This window comes from Mucilaginibacter defluvii (assembly GCF_039543225.1).
In the GTDB taxonomy this organism is placed as follows: domain Bacteria; phylum Bacteroidota; class Bacteroidia; order Sphingobacteriales; family Sphingobacteriaceae; genus Mucilaginibacter; species Mucilaginibacter defluvii.
The window spans coordinates 1,146,421-1,165,745 of the sequence record NZ_BAABJI010000002.1; the positions used below are offsets into that span (position 1 = coordinate 1,146,421).

Here is a 19,325-nt window from a genome sequence, read left to right on the forward strand (position 1 = left end):
TAATTTTAGATATATCAAAACCAATCCGGCATCCCTGCCGCCCTAATATGATGAAGATAGCCGCGCCACGCGCCATACTGTTGTTTGTATTTTTATTTTTCGCGCCTTTTTATTCCGGCGCTCAAAACGACCCCTTAAACTTCAGTAACCTTACAGCCAAGGATGGCTTATCATCAAACACGGTATACGCTATACTTAAGGACCGTTACGGCTTTTTATGGTTTGCCACCGAGGATGGGTTGAACAGGTTTGACGGTACCAACTTCCGCATATACCGTTACGTGGCGGGTGATTCATTGAGCATTGGCGCAAACCATGTAACCGCGCTATATGAGGATAAGCGTGGCACTTTATGGGTTGGCACCAACGGTGGTTCGTTAAGCGTGTATAACCGGAATGCCGACTCTTTCTTCAATTTCAGTTCGATGCCTGGCAATGTTATCGGCGGCGCTGTAACATCAATATGCGGCGATGGCAATGATAATGTATGGGTTGGATGCTACGACGGCTTGTTCAGCATTGATATTACAACACGCAAAGTTAAGCGCATACCAACCGGCATCAACGTGGCCGGAAAACCTGTTACAAAGGTATTTCTGTCGGCGTATAAAGACAGCAGGCAGCAAATGTGGTTTGGCACCGACAGAGGCCTATACCGTTACAATAGCAAAACGGGAACATTCACTTTATACGGACATAACGGTAACGACAAAAACAGCCTGGCAGCCAACCTGGTATTATCGATAGCCGAGGATAGTAAACACAATTTGTGGATTGGCACCGTAGGCGGCTTAAGCAAGTTGAACAGCGATGGTAAAACCTTTATCAACTTAAAGCATAACCATAATATTAAAGGCGGCTTAAGCAGCGATATTGTTTATGCCATAGCGCCTGACCGCAGTAACAATGATCTTTGGCTGGCGACCGAAGAAGGCCTTGATATACTGAATACCGAGACCGGCGTGATTACAACTTACAAGCCCGATAAACGCGACAAAAGCAGCCTGTCGAGCAGGTCAATCAGATCGATTTATATTGACAAACTGGGGATATATTGGCTGGGCACTTTTCAGGGCGGGATAAACAAGTACGACAAAAACTTCAGCTATTTCAGCAAAAAAGAAAGCAACCCTTTTGATAACAGGGGTTTAAGCGCCTCGGTAGTAACCTCGTTTGCCGAATGGAAAGGTAAAGGGATATTTATAGGTACAGATGGTGGCGGTTTGAATTTGTACCATCCCGAAACCGGCCTTTTCGATCATAACAACATTACGCCTAAACGCGCCGGGACGCCTCATGGTATGGCCGTATTAGCGCTTGAAATGGCGAAGAACGGACAGTTGTGGATCGGCACATACCTCGATGGACTTTTTGCTTATAATCCCACCACCGGAGCCTACCGACAGTTTACGAAGGGCACGGGTAATCTCGACCTGAATTTTAACGACATTTTTTGTGTTAAAGAAGATAGCAAGGGCAATATATGGATAGGCACCAACGGCGGCGGCATCAATATTTACGACCCTAAACGACAGGTTATCGACAAGATAACCAACGACTTCAGCAGGCCTAATGATACGCGATATCCGGTAAACAATATTATCAGGGCGTTTGCGGAAGACCGCCGGGGTAAAATGTGGGTGGGTACATTTGGCGGTGGCATTTCCGTTTGGAACCCGGCTACCCGCCGATTTAAATTCTATAATAAAACTAATAATAATTTACCTAATGATTATGTGCTCTCGATACTCGAGGATAGCCGCGGGCGAATTTGGGCAGGTACCAGCGGCGGCGGGCTTAGCTTACTTAATGCCGCGTCGGATAAGTTTGTAACCTACTCTGAAAATGACGGGCTGGCCAATGACGTGGTTCAAAAACTGCTGGAAGATAGCCACGGCCGGCTGTGGCTGAGTACCAACCAGGGCATCAGCTCGTTTGATGCGGGAATAAAAAGCTTTGTTAATTATACCCATCACAACGGCTTACAGAACAATCCCTTTGTGCGCGGTGCCGGCCTGCGCGATTCAAACGGCGAACTGTACTTTGGCGGCCAGGATGGCTTTAATCATTTTAACCCGCTTGGCATGAACAGGAATAAAAACGTTCCGCCTGTTGTGCTTACTGAACTTAAAGTTGATAATAAACGCGTTATGCCGGCCGATAAAGGCCCCATACAGGAACCGATATTACTGGCAAAAGAAATTCACCTGGATTACCGGCAAAGTTTTTCCATCAGCTTTGTGGCGCTTAACTATACCAACTCGCAGCAAAACAAATATAAATACCGCCTGATCGGTTTTAACCGCGACTGGATAACCGCGGGTAAAGAACATACCGCATCATACACCAACCTTAACCCGGGCACTTACGAGTTTCAGGTTAAAGCCAGCAATAACGACGGGCTCTGGAACAATACCGGCCGAACGGTCAGGATCATTGTGGCACCTCCCTTCTGGCTATCGGTGTACGCGTTTATTACTTACCTGGCGGCTGGCCTCGCGCTTTTGTTTTACATCAGGCACAGGGGTATACGCAAGCTTAAAACGCAGTTCGCATTGCAACAGGAACGACAGCAAGCCAAACAAGCCATTGAAAGCCAGCGGCGCGAAGCTGAACACACGCGCGAACTGGATCAGCTTAAGATCAAATTCCTGACCAACCTGAGCCATGAGTTCCGTACGCCGATTTCGTTAATTGTAGGGCCGGTGGATAATCTGTTGGATAAGATCAAGGAGCCTGAATTAACCGGGCAACTGGGGCTTATAAAGCGCAATGGCCGCCGTTTGCTTAACCTGGTTAACCAATTGCTCGATTTCAGGAAAATGGAAGAGGATGAACTTAAGCTAAAACTCGGCCGCGGCGAAATTGTGCAATATATACGCGAGGTTACAGACTCGTTTACTGACCTGGCAGAACGTAAACAGATCAACCTGAGGTTTGTAACACCCAACCGCAAAGCTTATGTTTATTTTGATGCCAATAAGGTAGAGCGTATACTTTTCAACCTGCTATCAAACGCCTTTAAATTCACGCAGGAAGGTGGCCTTGTAACGGTAGAACTTGCTGTTAACGAAATGGATGGTACAGACAAGGTTAATGTAGTCTGCTCTGTTACTGATACAGGAATAGGCATACCGGCCGATGTATTGGCAAAAGTATTTGACAGGTTTTTCCAGACGGAGACCGGACCTGCAATTTTAAACCAGGGTTCGGGCATTGGCCTGTCCATTACGCGTGAATTTGTAAAGATGCACGACGGACAAATTTATGCGGAAAGCGAGCAGGGAAAAGGCAGTCGTTTTGTTTTTGAGATACCCCTGCGGGTTGCCGAATCGGATGTGGAAATAACAGCGACACCTTATCCAAAAATTATTGCAATAGAACCCCTTGCAGTTGTTGAGCCTGCACCAGCCGAGTTGCCAGCTGATGAACTGGTGAACATGCCCTCTGTTTTAATTATTGATGATGACGAGGATTTCAGGTTTTACCTGAAAGATAACCTGAAGGCGCACTATCGCATTTACGAAGCATCAAACGGAAAAGAAGGTTGGCAAATGGCGCTATCACGCCACCCGGATGTGATCGTGTCAGACATTAACATGCCCCTGATGAATGGCATTGAACTGGGCAAAAAGCTTAAGGCGGACAAGCGTACTTTACACATACCCATGATATTGCTTACCGCATCCAACGCGGAGAACGACCAGATAAAAGGGCTGGAATCGGGCGTTAACGATTTTATTACCAAGCCATTCAATTTCGCGGTTTTAGAGGTAAAAATCAAGAATCTTTTAACCTACAGCCGCAACGCGCGCGAAACCTATTCGCGGCAGTTACAGGTTACGGCCGGTAATGTGGTGATCGAATCAGAAAACGAAAAGTTTTTAAATAAGGTGATGCAATATATTGAGCATAACCTTACCGATCCGCAGCTTTCTGTTGAAGGCCTGAGCCGCGAGCTGGTTATCAGCCGGGTTTCATTGTATAAAAAACTGCTGGACATTACAGGTATGTCTCCGGTTGAATTTATCAGGTCGGTTAAGCTGGAAAAGGCCGCCGTTCTGCTCGAGAAAAGCGACATGAATATAGCGCAGATTGCTTACCAGACCGGATTCTCCACTCCGAATTATTTCACCAAGGCTTTTAAAGAAAAATACAACATGGTACCGTCGGAATATATTGAGGCGAAGCGCAAATTACAGGATGCATAATAGCTAATCCCTTATGGAGAGACTTTATATGAGGCTGCGCTTTATGCCCATTTCAAGTCCCCGCAATTCGGCAAGGCCTTTTAGCCGGCCAATAACCGAGTAGCCGGGGTATGTATCATACCTGAAGTCGTCCAGTATTTTATGCCCATGATCTGGGCGCATAGGTATACATACGTCTTCACGTCCATCTTTTGCGCGTTTTATCTGCTCTTTAATAACGGCCTGCATTACCTTAAACATATCGGTACTGCCTGCCAGATGATCATCTTCATAAAAACTGCCATCGTTTTCACGATGCACGTTGCGCAGATGCAGAAAGTTGATATACGCCCCCAATCGTTCTATCATACCAGGCAGATCATTATCTGCGCGGGCACCAAGTGATCCCGTACAAAAAGTAATACCGTTGCTGGCGGAGGGATAAGCGTTAATAACATCACGCAGATCATCCTCGGTGGACACTACCCTGGGTAACCCCAGTATCGGGAACGGCGGGTCATCCGGATGAATGCATAATTTAATGCCGGCCTGCTCCGCATAGGGTACTACAGCTTTCAAAAAATAGGTAAGATTTGCTTTTAAAGCTTCAGCGTCAACAAATGCATACTTTTTTAGATATTCCCTGAACTCCGGTATGGTGTAAACTTTATCGGTACCGGGTAAGCCCGCCATAATGGTGCGCACAAGTACGTCGCGCTCATTGTTGGTAAGTCCGTTGAGATAGGTTTTTGCTATTTGTTGCTGCTCAAGCGTATGCTCCTTGAGAGCGGCCTCACGTTCTAAGACATATAGATCAAACGCGGCAACCGCCGGTGCATGGTACCGCAAAGCGGATGCATTGTTAGGCAGCCGGTAATCCAGGTGGGTACGCGTCCAATCCAATACCGGCATAAAGTTATAGCAAACCGTTTTAATGCCTGCCTTGCCCAGGTTCTGCAGCGTTTTAATGTATTTATCTATATAACTGTCGCGCAATGGCGAGGCTATTTTAATACTTTCATGAATGTTTACACTCTCCACCACAGACCATCGGAGGCCAGCCTTTTCAATCAATGCCTTGCGTTGTGCAATAGCTTCCGGCTGCCAAACTTCTCCGGCTTCAATATTATGAAGGGCGGTAACTACGCCGGTAGCGCCTGTTTGTATTATGGCCGAAAGCTCAACGGGATCATCGGGACCGAACCACCTGAAGGTCTGTTCCAGGTTTTGTACATTCATATAACAGGTTGATTATTTAATTCAGGCATGCCCTATACCCCGCTATTCACAGCAAAGCCGCCGTCCACATTTACAACTGTACCGGTAACAAATTTTGATGCGTCGCTCAACAGCCAAACCAAGGCACCTACCAATTCATCAGGTTGGCCAAAACGTTTAAACGGCGTTTGCCTTATAACCGCCTGCCCGCGTGCGGTAAAACCGCCATCGGGTTGTGTAAGCAGGTTACGATTTTGTTCGGTGATAAAAAAGCCCGGTGCAAGCGCGTTCATTCTCAGTTTATCGCCGTAACGGGCGGCCGTTTCCACGGCGAACCACCGGGTGTAAGCATCTATGGCTGTTTTTGCCAGCGTGTAGCCCAACACCTTGCTGATAACCGTTTGCGATGCCATGCTGGATATATTTACTATGCTGCCCTGTCCGCCGCTGGCCATAGCCTCGCCAAATACCTGCACAGGTAGCATGGTTCCCCACAAATTAAGGTCCATTACCTCGCGCAGGCCATTCATATCCAGCTTAAAAATATCATCCGCCGGATTAATAACACCCGCAGGTTTGTTACCGCCCGCGCCGTTAACCAACCCATCAATACGGCCAAACGCTTCAAGCACTTTTTCCCTTGCCAAAATAAGACTTTCCTGGTCAAGCACATCGGCTACCAAGGCTATCGCCCTGCCGCCTCGATTGATTACTTCCGCCGCCCTTTGCTCTGCCACTGCCCGGTTACGCCCGAGTATACCTACAGCGCCCCCGGCATCAACTATGCCATTTATAAAGGCCTCGCCCAAAACTCCGGTGCCCCCGGTTACTATAATAGCTTTATTTTTTAACGAAAACATCTCCATCTGCCAAAAGTAAATAATGGCTATGCATCAATACCCTTACTTAAAAACTTATTTAACAAAGGGATCAATCAAGGCAATGGAACCGTCGGCATTATGTGTCAACTCAGTTACTTTGATATTACGTAAATGTGTTTTACCGGACAGCTCGGTATCATGGTAAAAAATGTACCATTTACCTTTAAATTCTATGATGGAATGATGTGTTGTCCACCCCTGAACCGGTTTCATGAAAACGCCTTTATACGTAAACGGCCCCATTGGCGAGTCGCCAATGGCATAGCAAAGCAAATGCGTATCGCCGGTAGAGTATGAAAAGTAATATTTGTTATTGTACTTATGCATCCACGATCCTTCAAAGAATCTTCTGTCATGATCTTTGCCCAGCAATGGCTTACCCAGGCTATCCAGTATAAGGGCATCCTTCGGTGCGCCATCAAACTCTTTCATATTCCCTTTTAGCTGAACAACCTTGCACGATAGTGCCGGAGCATCATCATTTTTTAGATCCGTTTTTGAATCGTTCACCCGCTTGCCGTTAGCCCATTGCTGTAATTGCCCGCCCCATATACCGCCGAAATAAATGTAGGTTTTGCCATCGGTATCGGTAAATACAGCCGGGTCAATACTATAACTGCCCGTAATAGGTTCGGGTTCGGCTTTAAACGGCCCGGCCGGATTTTCGGATGTGGCCACCCCTATCTGAAAGATATCCTGTTTATTTTTAAGCGGAAAATACAGGTAATAGGTACCGGACTTGTACGCAACATCGGACGCCCAAAGCTGCCTGCCCGCCCACGGAATATCCTTTACATCAAGCGCTACACCATGATCGGTTATCGGCCCGCCAATGCTATCCATCGAAAAGATGTGGTAATCTTTCATCGCGAAATGGTCGCCGTTATCGTTCTCTTTTATGCCTGCATCATAATCGTGCGAAGGATAGATATAAATTTTACCGTTAAACACATGTGCCGACGGATCGGCAGTGTAAATATCTTTTACAAGCGGCGGGGATAAAAACTTCACTTTCGCAATTGTATCAGCCCCGGTTGCGGTAGTATCATTTTTACCGGCAGATGAACTGGATGAGTTGCAGGATATTAACACCCCGATAGCCGCGAGGTATAACGGCATACCAAAACGCACTTTATTTAATACTGACATAATAGGTTTATAGAAAATTATAAGGAGATAATGTTGTTCAAATTTAACCGGGCGTTTGCGACATCAGTAAAACAAATGTTTATAATAAGCCAACAGATGTTCAGCCTTTAAAAATTGACTACAGACCAGTAAGCTTTTTTACGCCCGAGCTGTTCATCAAACAACAATGGGTAAGCTTTAACAATTTTTCTGCTGGTTACTTCGCCCGCGGCGGCGCCACCGGCAAGGCCGCCACGCCTTAAATCGAGCCAGCTGTGCTTATCAGACACATTCCAGAAGGTAACATTGGTAATAACTCCTTTGTACTCCCGCAGAATTTTAAAAATCTCGGCATACCTGTCTGCCTGTTGCTGCGCCAGTGCGGGCGTCAGGCCGGAGTCGGCCGGCAATGCAGGAGCTCCCGGTTTAAAACGGGTTCTCACGGTGATATCCAATTCCGTAACCTGGAGTTTTAAGCCAAGCGAGGCATACCTGTCAAGTGCCTTACGCAGCATTTCTGGTGAGGGGTCATTCAGTTTCCAATGACCCTGCAAACCTATGCCATGTATCGGTACGCCTGCATCTTTGAGTGATTTGCAGAGCTTGTATATTTTCTCGCGCTTTACTTCATCCTCGCTATTGTAATCGTTGTAATACAAAGCTGCGGATGGGTCGGCTGCGTGGGCGTACTCAAAAGCTTTGGCAATAAAGTCTTCGCCGCATATTTTGTACCATAGCGTATTGCGAAAATAAGTGTCCTTGTTATCGTCTATGGCTTCATTAACTACGTCCCAGGCGTAAATTTTGCCCTTGTAGCGGTTAACTACCGTGGTAATATGATCTTTAAGGCGGGCAAGCAAAACAGCTTTGCTAACCTGGTTGCCCTCGCTGTCTTTAAACATCCAGGCAGGGGCCTGGGTATGCCACAACAAGTTATGGCCACGTATGCGTATTTTATTTTTTACCGCAAAATCAACGATAGCGTCGGCGCGGCTCCAATCATACACATTTTCCTGCGGATGGATAGGTCCCATCTTCATATCATTCTCCGCGGTGATGCTGTTAAATTCTTTTTTAATCAGATCGGCCTCGGCACCCTGTATCGCCGCCATATTAACGGCCACCCCTACCGTAAAATAATTACGATAATAATCCTTCAGTCCCTTTTCCGCAGCTAACGCCTTTGCATTTGGTTTTGTAGCGTCTTTTTTGGGCAACACATATTGCATTAACGCAAGTGTACTCCCAAGCGCGAACACAAGGGTTATATTTTTTACAAATTTACTAACAAGCGATTTTTCGCAGAATTTCATCATACTGTAACTGGTTGATATAGGCCGTAAAGTTGATTAAAACCCAAACCCGATACTGCCAATTTTAGTGATATTAATAGTTCAAATGTTAAGTATATCCGCTTAAACCAATTAAACAGCGGCAAGTTTGTTAAACCCCTTACATAGCGTTATTATTCTCGGCGTGCAATTTGTTCTCCTTGCGCTTTATATTAATATATTCGGAAGGCAAAACTTTGTACCGCGCTTTAAAAAGTCGCGAAAAATAGCTTGGTGTTCCGAAACCCGTCATGTAAGCTATCTGGGCAACGTTATAATCACTTTTTTCCAGCAGTAAGGCCGCACGCTCAAGCTTTACTGAGCGGATGTATTCAACCGGACTAAGCCCTGTCATTTCCAGCAGCTTGTGGTATAACGATCCGCGGCTCATGCCTACATGCCTGCTCAATTCTTCAACTGAAAGATCAGGGTCGTTCAATTTCTCGTCAATATATTTTACGATGTTGTTTAACAATTTGGCATCGGTCGATTCAATTTCGATCTCATCGCCTTTAACCTGTATCTGTTTGGAGTAAGCATCCTTTAGCGAACGGTTATACTTAAGCAGGTTTTTGATCTTGGTATTCAATATCCCGAAATTGAATGGCTTGGTCAGATAATCGTTAGCCCCTGATTCCAATCCCTTTATCTGATCTTCTTCACCACTGATAGCGGTTAGTAATATTACCGGTATGTGGCTGGTACGTTTATCGGCTTTCAGCTTCTGGCTAAGCTGGATACCGTCCATAAAAGGCATGCTTATATCACTAACAATTAAATTGGGGTGGGTTGCCAATGCCTTTTGCCAGCCTTCCCGGCCGTTTGCAGCCTCAACAATGTGGTAATACTTCTGCAGGCTGTCCTTCAAGTAATAACGGAATTCGGGGTTATCTTCAACCAGTAATACGGTGGCTTGGTTAGTGCGGGTATCGCTTACAGTATTAACATTATTATCTTCCTTTAGCGTAAAATCATCGTCATCCTGGCTCATCAGTTGCTGCGAAACCTGTTGTGGCTCAATATCAGCTAACGGCAGGGTAATTATAAATGATGTACCTATGTTAAGCTCACTGCTCACGGTTATTTCGCCGCCATGAAGCTGAACAAACTCCCTGGCTATCGAAAGGCCAATTCCGCTGCCCTGGTTTAATACCTGCGTAGGCTTATTCTCCATAAAAAAGCGGTCGAATATGCGGCTTTGGTGCTCCTTGTCGATGCCTATGCCTGTATCAGTTATCACAATACGGCAGCCATTGGGCAAATTATCATCACCGGTTATTACTGAAAGACTAACCGATACAGAACCACCCTCGCCGGTAAATTTGAACGCGTTTGACAGGATATTGAAAATGATGCGTTCTATTTTGTCGTGATCAAACTGTGATATAAGACTATCAACATCGCTCGATATGGTAAGTGCAATCTTTCTTTTGTCCGACAGATCCTGAAACGCTTCGGCCGCCTCTTTAATAAACGCGACCAGATCTCCGGTTTGTTTATTCAGCTTCAGCTCCTGCTCTTCCATTTTCCTGAAATCGAGCAGTTGATTTACCAGGTTCAACAACCGGCGTGCGTTTCGGCGTATCATTTTGATCTGCGCTGTAGCTACCGCCTGGTGCGGCAGGGTTAGCAGCTTATCGGCCGGCGCCATTATCAAGGATATAGGCGTTCTGAACTCGTGGCTTAAATTGGTTAAAAATTTAATTTTTTGTTCATCAAGCTCATGTATGCGTTCTGCCTCAATACGCTGCTGCTCAACCAGGCGTTTGGCGTTGAGTTTTTCCTGCTCAATGGCTAAACGGTTTTTAATTTTTTGAATGCCACGGTGCCTGGTGTAAAACAAAAACGATAAAAAAAGTAATGCATAAGCCGCATAGGCATACGGTGTACGCCACAAAGGTGGATGTATGTGTACCAAAACAGAAGTTACGTGCTTGCTCCAAACGCCCTCATTATTGCTTGCTCGCACCTGAAAAATATAATCGCCCGGATCGAGGTTGGTATAATAAGCGGTTTTTTCCTTACCTACATAATTCCAGTCCTTATCAAGGCCCGACAAACGGTAGGCGTAGTTGTTCTGCTGCGGCGCAGTGTAATTAAGCGCAATGTAACTTATTGAAAAATTTTGCCCGTAATCCAGATCAATCTGTTTTGCTACGCTAATTTGCTCCTTTACAGGCGAATCCTCGCCTGGCAGCACGGTTTTGTTACCCACTTTTAAATCCGTTAGCAGCAGCCTGGGCATGTAAGTGTTAACTGGCAGTTCGGCTGGCTTAAAGTAGTTGAAGCCGTCTTGCCCGCCAAAGTAAAGTTCGCCGTCTGATGCTGCAAGACCCGCGCTAAACATAAACGGACTATCCTGCACGCCATTTGGCCTGCTATAGTTTTTTATCTTGTTAGTTGCCGGGTCAATACTGCTTATGCCCTTGTCTGTACTTACCCATATCAACCCGGCTTCATCCTGCAATATCTTATGTATGATACCGTTTGCAAGCCCTTCGGTTTCGCACAGGTGGCTAAACTTTTTTGTCTTGCTGTTAAAACGGTTAATCCCGCCACCGTTAGTGCCTACCCAGGTAGTACCCAACCGGTCATGCAAGATGCTCAACACCACGTTGTTTGATAAACCGCTGTTGGTTTTATTGAAAACTGTAAACTTCTTGTTATCCGGATGGAATACGGCAATACCGGTTCCGTTTGAGCCAAGCCATATATTGCCCGCATTATCTTCCTCAATAGCGCGCATAAAGCCGTTAAGGGGCAAAATATTCGTGTTACCGGCTTGCGATTGGACGCCGTAATTAAGCATTTTTTTCGTAGCCGGATTGAACACATCAACGCCGCGGCCATTGGTGCCGACCCATATCAGCCCCCGCGAATCCTGCCGAATAACGAAGATATCGTTCTGGCTTAAGCCCGATCCATCACCCACCAGGTACTGGCTGTACTTGCCTGTAACCGGATCGTAATTAAAAAGCCCGTTTTGGTAAGTGCCTATCCATAATTTTTTATGCTGATCCAATTCAAGCGTTAATATGGATAGCGGCCCGCCCGAATGATCGATCTTACTTTTAATATCCAGGTGATCAAAAAGGCCGGTTTTACGGTTAAACAAATTCAAACCGCCCCCATCAGTACCCACAAAAAAGCGGTTGTTCTGGTATTCAGCAAACGCAGTTACAAATGGTGAAGACAAGCCATTGGGATCAAACGGGAAACTGCGTTTGAGGCTGAACAAAGCCAAATTGGGGTCGTACTTATTTACGCCGCCCTGGTGCGTGCCCAGCCATATTATACCGCGCTGCGCCAAAAACAAATTCTTAACCGACTTATGCGATAGGCTGAACGACATGCGCCTGTCAGGCCGGATGTTATGAAACGAGGATGATCCGCTATTAAAAATACTAAGCCCGTTTTCTGTACCCAGCCATAACTTACCATCCGGCGCTACAATAGCCGCGTAAATAATATCGCTGCTAACGGAGCCTGAATTTTTATCATCATGCCGGTAGGTTTGGAAGCTTTTACCATTGGGCATCAGCTTATTTAAGCCTTTGTTGGTGCCAAAAAACAGCGCGCCGGTTCTATCCTGCACAATGGTTTTTACGTTATTATCGCTCAGGCTGCCGGTTATTTTCGTGTTATGCAGAAAGCGCTGCATCCTTTTACTCCTGATATCATAACGCAGCAAGCCGCCATTGGTACCTATCCACATGCGATGAAAGCGGTCCTCAAAAAAAGATAACACCATCAACGTATTTACAGGCTTAGGCAGGTACTTTGCAATTTTATAGGTTACAAGTTTTTTTGTTTTAGGGTTGATAATATAATAAGCGTTAAAGCTACCTACCCATATATTCCCTGCATGATCGAGATGTAAGGCTTTGGCCGTTGGCTGTGTGTTACGCGATAGCGCATTGTCAATTTTTATGGTGACGAAAGAATCGTTTCGCGCATTATACCAGGCAATGCCGCTGTTATCAGTACCTACCCACAAGGTACCCGAGCGATCCTCGAGCAGCGAGGTTATTTCGTTGGTAGGTATTGTGGTACTGTCTTTATCGTTATGCGTATAAACCGTAAAGTTTGTGCCGTCGAATTTATTCAGGCCATCAATAGTACCAAACCACATTAGCCCGGCCCGGTCCTGCGTTATAGCGCTTATGGTATTCGATGATAAACCATCTCGGGTGGTGAGCGCCACAAATGAAGGTTCCCCCTGCCCTAATACCGACGCGATGGAGCAAACAAAAATAACAATATACAAGCAGCAATATCTTAAGGCCATAAATTCATAATTGGTATCAACGCTTTATCGTCAAAAAAACTAATGCGTAAGTTTAGCTTTTCGGCGTTAATTATTGGTTAATAACAAATATAATGGCTTTGCCGGCTCTTGCTACACTTATAAGATTTTAATAATTTTTAACTGTAAATTATCTACCGGTGAAGGTGTGCAGATTAGGCAAAAGTTTTATCAATGATAGTGACCTGGGATTATAAAGCGTTTTATTCAAACAATAGTAACTGGCACCTTTTTTTGACGATTTATCCTTTTCAGGGGTTTTTATTAATAAACCGGTTGAAAGTATGCGCTTGCTCAAGTTACGTTTATCAATGTGTGCATTGTAAACGCTATCGTAAAGGTTTTGTATTTGTGGTAACGTAAACCTCTCTGGCAGCAACTCAAACAGCAAAGGGTGTAAGGCTGCTTTATACCGCAAATGATTGATGGCTGAATTGACCGTTTCCCGCTGATCGTGCCTGAGTTTGGGCATTTTATCGAGCGTAAACCAATGGCCTTCCAGACAAGCATCGACAGATTTATCCGGCCGGGAAGCATCTAATAAGGCGATAAAAGTTATGGAAACCACCCGTTCGCCAGGCGATTTAATCACGCCATCGCGGGTATGCAACTGCTCCAGAAAGGTGGTTGATATTCCTGTTGAATTATACATAAGGCGTTGGGCGGTATCATCGGGGCTTTCACTTTCGCCCACAGTAACATACGCGAAACTCCACTTACTTAATTCTTTGCAATCGCCTTTAAACAGCAGTATTTTTAAAAAATCATCCTGAAAACAAAAAGCTAAACATTCAACAGTTAACAGCACACGAGCCTTACGCTTATGTGGCCTTACAGGGCAGCTGTTGTCCGGATAACTGTTTGCTAAATTTGTAACGCCATGTTCTATTAATTCCACCTTGTTTTAGTTAGATAAACTTGTACTTAATCGCTTTTTGTAGCGATTAAATATTTTACTTATACAAAACTAATTTGCAGGGCATGGCCTGGATATTACAAATCATAAAATTGTTAGCACTAATGTTTATAGCCGGCATTATTTTCCATGCGTATCATACATTAAATCCACCTTTAAAAACAAAAAAAGCCCGCGATAACGCGGGCTCGGTATATATAATGCACGGGATTTAAAATCAGTTTTGGAATGTATGTTCGCCGCTGGCAACCGTATGTTGTTTGTACGATTTGCCTGAGGCATCAGGTACAAACACATCCGCAATAGTATTAGGCGGAATAATCACCGTGATACTAAACTTACCATTTTCAATTTTCCACTTGCTGCTGATGAGTCCGTAATCACTATCTAACGATCCCTCTGCCGAGGTAAGCTTACCTCCTATAATTGGCTTGATCATAGTTTTTTTGTAACCCGGTGCAGCCGGCTGAATACCTGCTATGTTTTTGTACATCCAATCGCCAATGGCGCCATAGGCATAATGATTGTAAGAGTTCATATTCGGTGTTTGAAAGCTACCATCAGGCTTAATGCCGTCCCAACGCTCCCAAATAGTAGTGGCGCCCATTTTTACCGGGTATAACCACGAAGGGTAACTCTCTTGCATCAGAAGATCGTAAGCCACATCGGCATGGCCAAACCGGCTAAGTACATGGCACAGGTAAGGCGTTCCTAAAAAACCGGTGGTAAGGTGGTTGCCGTAATCCCTTACGTTGGCCACCAAACGGTCTGCCGCCTGTGCACGTTGATTTTCGGGAAGCATATCAAACTGCAAAGCCAGTACATAAGCCGTTTGCGTTGAGGAGATAAGCCTGCCGCCCGCGGTTACATACTCATTTACATAAGCCTTTTTTATATTGTTAAGCAGCGTGTTGTATTTATTAAAATCCTCTGTTTTGCCGAGTACCCGGGCAGCATTGGCTAATAACTGTGTTGAATTAGCGTAAAAGCATTGGGCAATCATGTATTTATCGGTCACCGCCGCGCGGCCATCGTTATCGTCATCCGGGCGGTAAAATAGCCAGTCGCCAAAATGGAAACCGGTATTCCATAAGTTGTTTCTTGAGCGGGAGGTAATGTAATCTACCCACCCTTTCATGCTGGTGTACTGGTCTTCCAATATGCGTTTATCGCCATAGCTCACATACATACCCCAGGGGATAATGGTAGCCACGTCAGCCCAACCCGCTGACCCGGCGTCTGACTGGTTTAACACATCAGGCACCACAAACGGCACGCTGCCATCCTTATGCTGATCGGCTTTAACATCCTTAAGCCATTTGGTAAAAAATCCGCTTACATCCATGTTATAGGCTGAGGTATTGTAAAACGCCTGGGCATCTCCCGTCCAGCCGAGGCGCTCGTCCCGCTGTGGGCAATCCGTAGGCACATCAACAAAATTTCCTTTCTGCCCCCATACAATGTTGTGTTGCAGTTGATTCAACAGCGGGTTTGATGTTTTGAAAGTACCGGTTACCTGCATATCCGAATATAATGCCACAGCTGTCAGGTCACCGGGCTTCGGCTCCTGCGGGAAACCTTCAATCTTTACATAACGGAAACCCTGAAAGCTAAACTTAGGCGAATAAACCTGTTCTGTATTTCCTTTTAAAACATAAACGGTTTGCTGTTTTGCCGAGCGCAGGTTATCGGTATAAAAGTTACCGGCTTTATCCAAAACTTCGGCATGAGTAAGCTTTATCTGGGTACCTGCCGGGCCCTGGGTTTTTATTTCAACCCAACCAACCAGGTTCTGGCCAAAATCTGCCACCAAGTCACCCTGCGGGGTCTTGATTATTTTAACTGCCGCTATGCGTTCGTGTTGCTTAACAACAGGCCCGCTCATGCCGGTTAAATCATTATAATTATAATTTTTTATGGCGACCGGTGCCCAGGTGTTGTCTTCGTTGTAGCCTATTGCCATCCAACCAGCCTTTTCTTTGCGTGCATCATAAACCTCGCCATTGTAATGGCTTGATTTGAGCAATGCGCCGTATGATGTTTTCCAGCTCTCGTCAGTTACGATGGTTTTGGTACTGCCGTCGGTATATTGCACGTTAATCTGCATCAGCAAGGCGCGGGTATCGCCGTAATAGTTCTTTTTCTGATCCCAGGTAAGCCCGCCCCTGTACCAACCGTCGGCAAGTATTGCCGATAGTGCGTTGCCCCCTTTTTTTAGTAAAGCAGTAACATCATAAGCCTGGTATTGCAAATGATCTTTATAGCTTGTCCATCCCGGTGTAAAATAAGCGTCGCCTATTTTTTTTCCGTTTATATAGGCCTCGTACATGCCTTTGGCTGTTATATAGGCCGTTGCCGTTTTAACGGCTTTACCGATATCAACCTGTTTCCGAAACATGGGGCTGGCCTGTGCCGTATCTGCACCTTGTACCGCAACCCACTTGGCCTTCCAGTCGGTAGCCTTTAAGCTCATTTGCCAGTATTGCACCTCGCTCCATTTGGATTGATTGCCATGGTTATCCTTTACCCGCACCTGCCAATAATAGCGCTGGCCGGGCTTAAGCGCCGGGCCTTCATAATTTACCAGTACCGATTGATCGCTGTCCTTACTTTGTTTCCAAAGCAGACTTTTGCCGCTGGCAACTTTGTCGGTCGTACTGATTCTGATCTCGTAACGCTGTTGCCTGGTATCTTTTACCGTTGAGATTAATTTCCAACTAAGGCGCGGTACATCCGGCACTACAGAAAGGGGCTTAACCTGGTGCTCAACCTGTAAAGCTGTTACGCTGAGTTTTTGCGCCAATACAGGCAGATGCGCTACAGTCAGTAAAAAAATAATAGATGGTATAAATTTAGGTTTCATGCGGGTTTATAAAAATATATTGGTTGTGCCAGGCAAAACCGGATGCTTTAAAGTACATACAAATTAAGCATGTTACCTTTATTAAAGCAGGTTTACTTTACTGGTATAGCAAACATATTGATTTGAAAAAGAAGAACTATCCCCTACTCTCTTTTTATGCGCGAACAGTTTGGGATGGTTAATTAAACTCATTACGTTAGCTTTACCGTAGAAACTTCGTTCAGCCGAAAGATTATAAACAACCAATGAAGAACTATCTGAAGATAATTATGATTGATGAATACAGCGTTACACCAAAGTACCGGCAATTGGCCAATTGCATTATTGCAGGCATAAAAGCCGGTGATGTGGTTAAAGGAGATATGCTGCCCTCAATAAATGACTTGAGTATAGCGCTTGACCTGTCAAGAGGATCAATTGAACGGGCTTATAATGACATGAAGAAGGCCGGCATCGTGGCCACTATACCTGGTAAAGGCTGCTTTGTGAACCACACGGAATTTAACGACCCAACCCGTGTACTGTTGCTGTTTAACAAATTAAGCACCCATAAAAAAATTATCTACGATGCTTTTGTAGAAACACTTGGCAGTAATGCCTCAATAGATTTTTACGTTTATAATAACGACCCCTACCTGTTTAAAAAGATATTGCACGAGCGTGCGCTTGAGACCTACCATAAACTGGTAATTCTGCCTTATTTTATTGATGATTACGAAGAGAGCTATCGCCTCATTAATTCTCTGCCCAAAAACAAGCTCATCATTATGGATAAGCTGCCGATGAGTATTAACGGCGAATTCGCGGCGGTGTACGAAGACTTTGCCAACGACATTTACAGCGCGCTTTTACGGCTGAACGATCATTTAAAAAAATACCGGCAGCTAAAGCTGATCTTTCCGGATGGCGCTTATTACTCTCAGGGTATTATTCGCGGTTTTGAGAATTTTTGCCTTGACCTGGCTTTTGATTTTGAAGTGCTGACTACACTTGAGCACCATGAGATAAGCCCGGCAACGGTATATATCAACGTAGCTGAAGATGACCTGATAAAGCTTATCAGAAAGATAAAGCATACACCTTATGTGATTGGTAAGGATGTGGGACTGATATCGTACAATGAAACGGATATTAAAGAAGTTATACTGGATGGCATAACAACCATTTCAACAGATTTTGTTGCTTTAGGAACACGCACCGCGGAGTTGGTGATGAGTGACGAAAAAGGCCATTATGCCGTACCTTTTAACGTGGTGGTGCGCAACTCGCTATAAATAGCCAAACAATTATACCTTATATAATAAGACGGTAAAGGATAGTTTGCTGATGCCTTAAAACTACCTTAGCCCAACCCCCGCATAATAATGTTATTGTGCGACCAGCCGGTTACGTAAACTTAAATTTTAGCAATGCAGGTTATCTTCGGTATCATTTACCACTTTATAGGCGGCTTTGCCTCGGGTAGCTTTTATATCCCCTACAAAAAAGTAAAAGGCTGGGCCTGGGAAAGCTTTTGGATAGCGGGCGGATTGTTTTCATGGATCATTGTTCCGCCGTTGGCCGCCTGGCTAACCATACCCAACTTTACCCATATTATTGCTCAAACCAATGGCAACATACTATTGCTTACCTACTTTTTTGGCCTGCTATGGGGAATCGGCGGTTTAACTTACGGGCTCGGGGTGCGGTACCTGGGTGTATCATTAGGGAGTACGATTATTTTAGGTTTGTGCGCCGTGTTTGGCTCAATAATACCTTCGGTATACTATAATTTTAATCCGCAACCGGGTAAAGACACCATAACCGATATGGTGCAGAACCCTTGGGGGCAAGTAGTGTTGCTTGGTATATTGGTGTGCGTAACAGGCATTATAATATGCGGCCGGGCGGGAATGCTCAAAGAACGTGATCTGGCGGTAAATCCGCAAGCTAAGAATAAGGATTATCGTTTTGGCCTCGGTATCCTTGTCGCAATTGTATCAGGCGTGCTGAGTGCTTGTTTCAATTTCGGTATCGAAGCAGGTAAAACCATGGCCACCGTGGCCAACGCCGCCTGGCAGGTTCAACACCCGCAGCAAGGTAACTTCCTTTTCTCCAACAATGTTACCTATGTGGTTATACTTTGGGGTGGATTTACTACCAACTTTATTTGGTGTATGGTACTTAATGCGCGCAACAAAACATTCGCTAACTATACTGATAGCAGCAGGCCACTGCTTAAAAATTACATCTTTTCGGCATTAGCAGGTACTACCTGGTTTATGCAGTTCTTTTTTTACGGCATGGGCGAAAGCAAACTGGGCAATGGCGCCAGCTCGTGGATACTACACATGGCATCTATCATCTTAATTGCAAACTTATGGGGCCTGGCATTGAAGGAATGGAAGGGAGTAAGCAGAAAAGCAAAAAAAACGCTGATAACCGGCATCATCACCATCATTATATCGGTGCTGTTGGTTGGCTATGGTAACTCTTTAAAATAAAACCTGATA

10 protein-coding genes are annotated in these 19,325 nt (G+C 45.1%); 3 read left to right on the forward strand and 7 right to left on the reverse strand.

Annotated elements, in window-relative coordinates; translation table 11 throughout:
• Positions 1-47: 47 nt before the first annotated feature.
• On the forward strand, positions 48-4,211 hold the full coding sequence (locus ABD960_RS11225; protein ID WP_345331248.1) for a hybrid sensor histidine kinase/response regulator transcription factor: 4,164 nt from the start codon (positions 48-50) through the stop codon (positions 4,209-4,211).
• A gap of 24 nt (positions 4,212-4,235) precedes the next feature.
• Here the strand turns inward: ABD960_RS11225 and uxuA are convergent, their stop codons facing one another.
• From uxuA to ABD960_RS11260, 7 genes are all read right to left on the reverse strand, one after another.
• Positions 4,236-5,429 (reverse strand): mannonate dehydratase, encoded by a 1,194-nt coding sequence (gene uxuA / locus ABD960_RS11230; RefSeq protein ID WP_345331249.1) that lies wholly within the window; start codon positions 5,427-5,429, stop codon positions 4,236-4,238.
• A 32-nt stretch (positions 5,430-5,461) separates the two neighbouring features.
• A complete protein-coding gene (locus ABD960_RS11235) occupies positions 5,462-6,274 on the reverse strand; it encodes an SDR family oxidoreductase (RefSeq protein ID WP_345331250.1) in 813 nt (270 codons plus the stop codon).
• A 48-nt stretch (positions 6,275-6,322) separates the two neighbouring features.
• Positions 6,323-7,438, reverse strand: a complete 1,116-nt coding sequence (locus ABD960_RS11240; protein WP_345331251.1) for a glycoside hydrolase family 43 protein — start codon at positions 7,436-7,438, stop codon at positions 6,323-6,325.
• Between the two features lie 107 nt (positions 7,439-7,545).
• A complete protein-coding gene (locus ABD960_RS11245) occupies positions 7,546-8,733 on the reverse strand; it encodes an endo-1,4-beta-xylanase (protein WP_345331252.1) in 1,188 nt (395 codons plus the stop codon).
• 136 nt (positions 8,734-8,869) lie between these two features.
• Entirely contained in the window at positions 8,870-13,015 is a 4,146-nt protein-coding gene (locus tag ABD960_RS11250; protein WP_345331253.1) for a hybrid sensor histidine kinase/response regulator transcription factor, read from the reverse strand.
• 169 nt (positions 13,016-13,184) lie between these two features.
• Positions 13,185-13,952, reverse strand: a complete 768-nt coding sequence (locus ABD960_RS11255; RefSeq protein WP_345331254.1) for an NUDIX hydrolase — start codon at positions 13,950-13,952, stop codon at positions 13,185-13,187.
• A gap of 235 nt (positions 13,953-14,187) precedes the next feature.
• Complete coding sequence (locus tag ABD960_RS11260) at positions 14,188-16,833, reverse strand: family 78 glycoside hydrolase catalytic domain (protein ID WP_345331255.1); 2,646 nt, start codon at positions 16,831-16,833, stop codon at positions 14,188-14,190.
• 245 nt (positions 16,834-17,078) lie between these two features.
• Between ABD960_RS11260 and ABD960_RS11265 the strand changes: the two genes are divergently transcribed.
• The gene (locus ABD960_RS11265) at positions 17,079-18,107 is read left to right on the forward strand and encodes a GntR family transcriptional regulator (RefSeq protein ID WP_345331256.1); all 1,029 of its coding nucleotides are present in this window, start codon (positions 17,079-17,081) and stop codon (positions 18,105-18,107) included.
• A 135-nt stretch (positions 18,108-18,242) separates the two neighbouring features.
• Complete coding sequence (rhaT, locus tag ABD960_RS11270) at positions 18,243-19,316, forward strand: L-rhamnose/proton symporter RhaT (RefSeq protein ID WP_345331257.1); 1,074 nt, start codon at positions 18,243-18,245, stop codon at positions 19,314-19,316.
• Positions 19,317-19,325 lie beyond the last annotated feature (9 nt).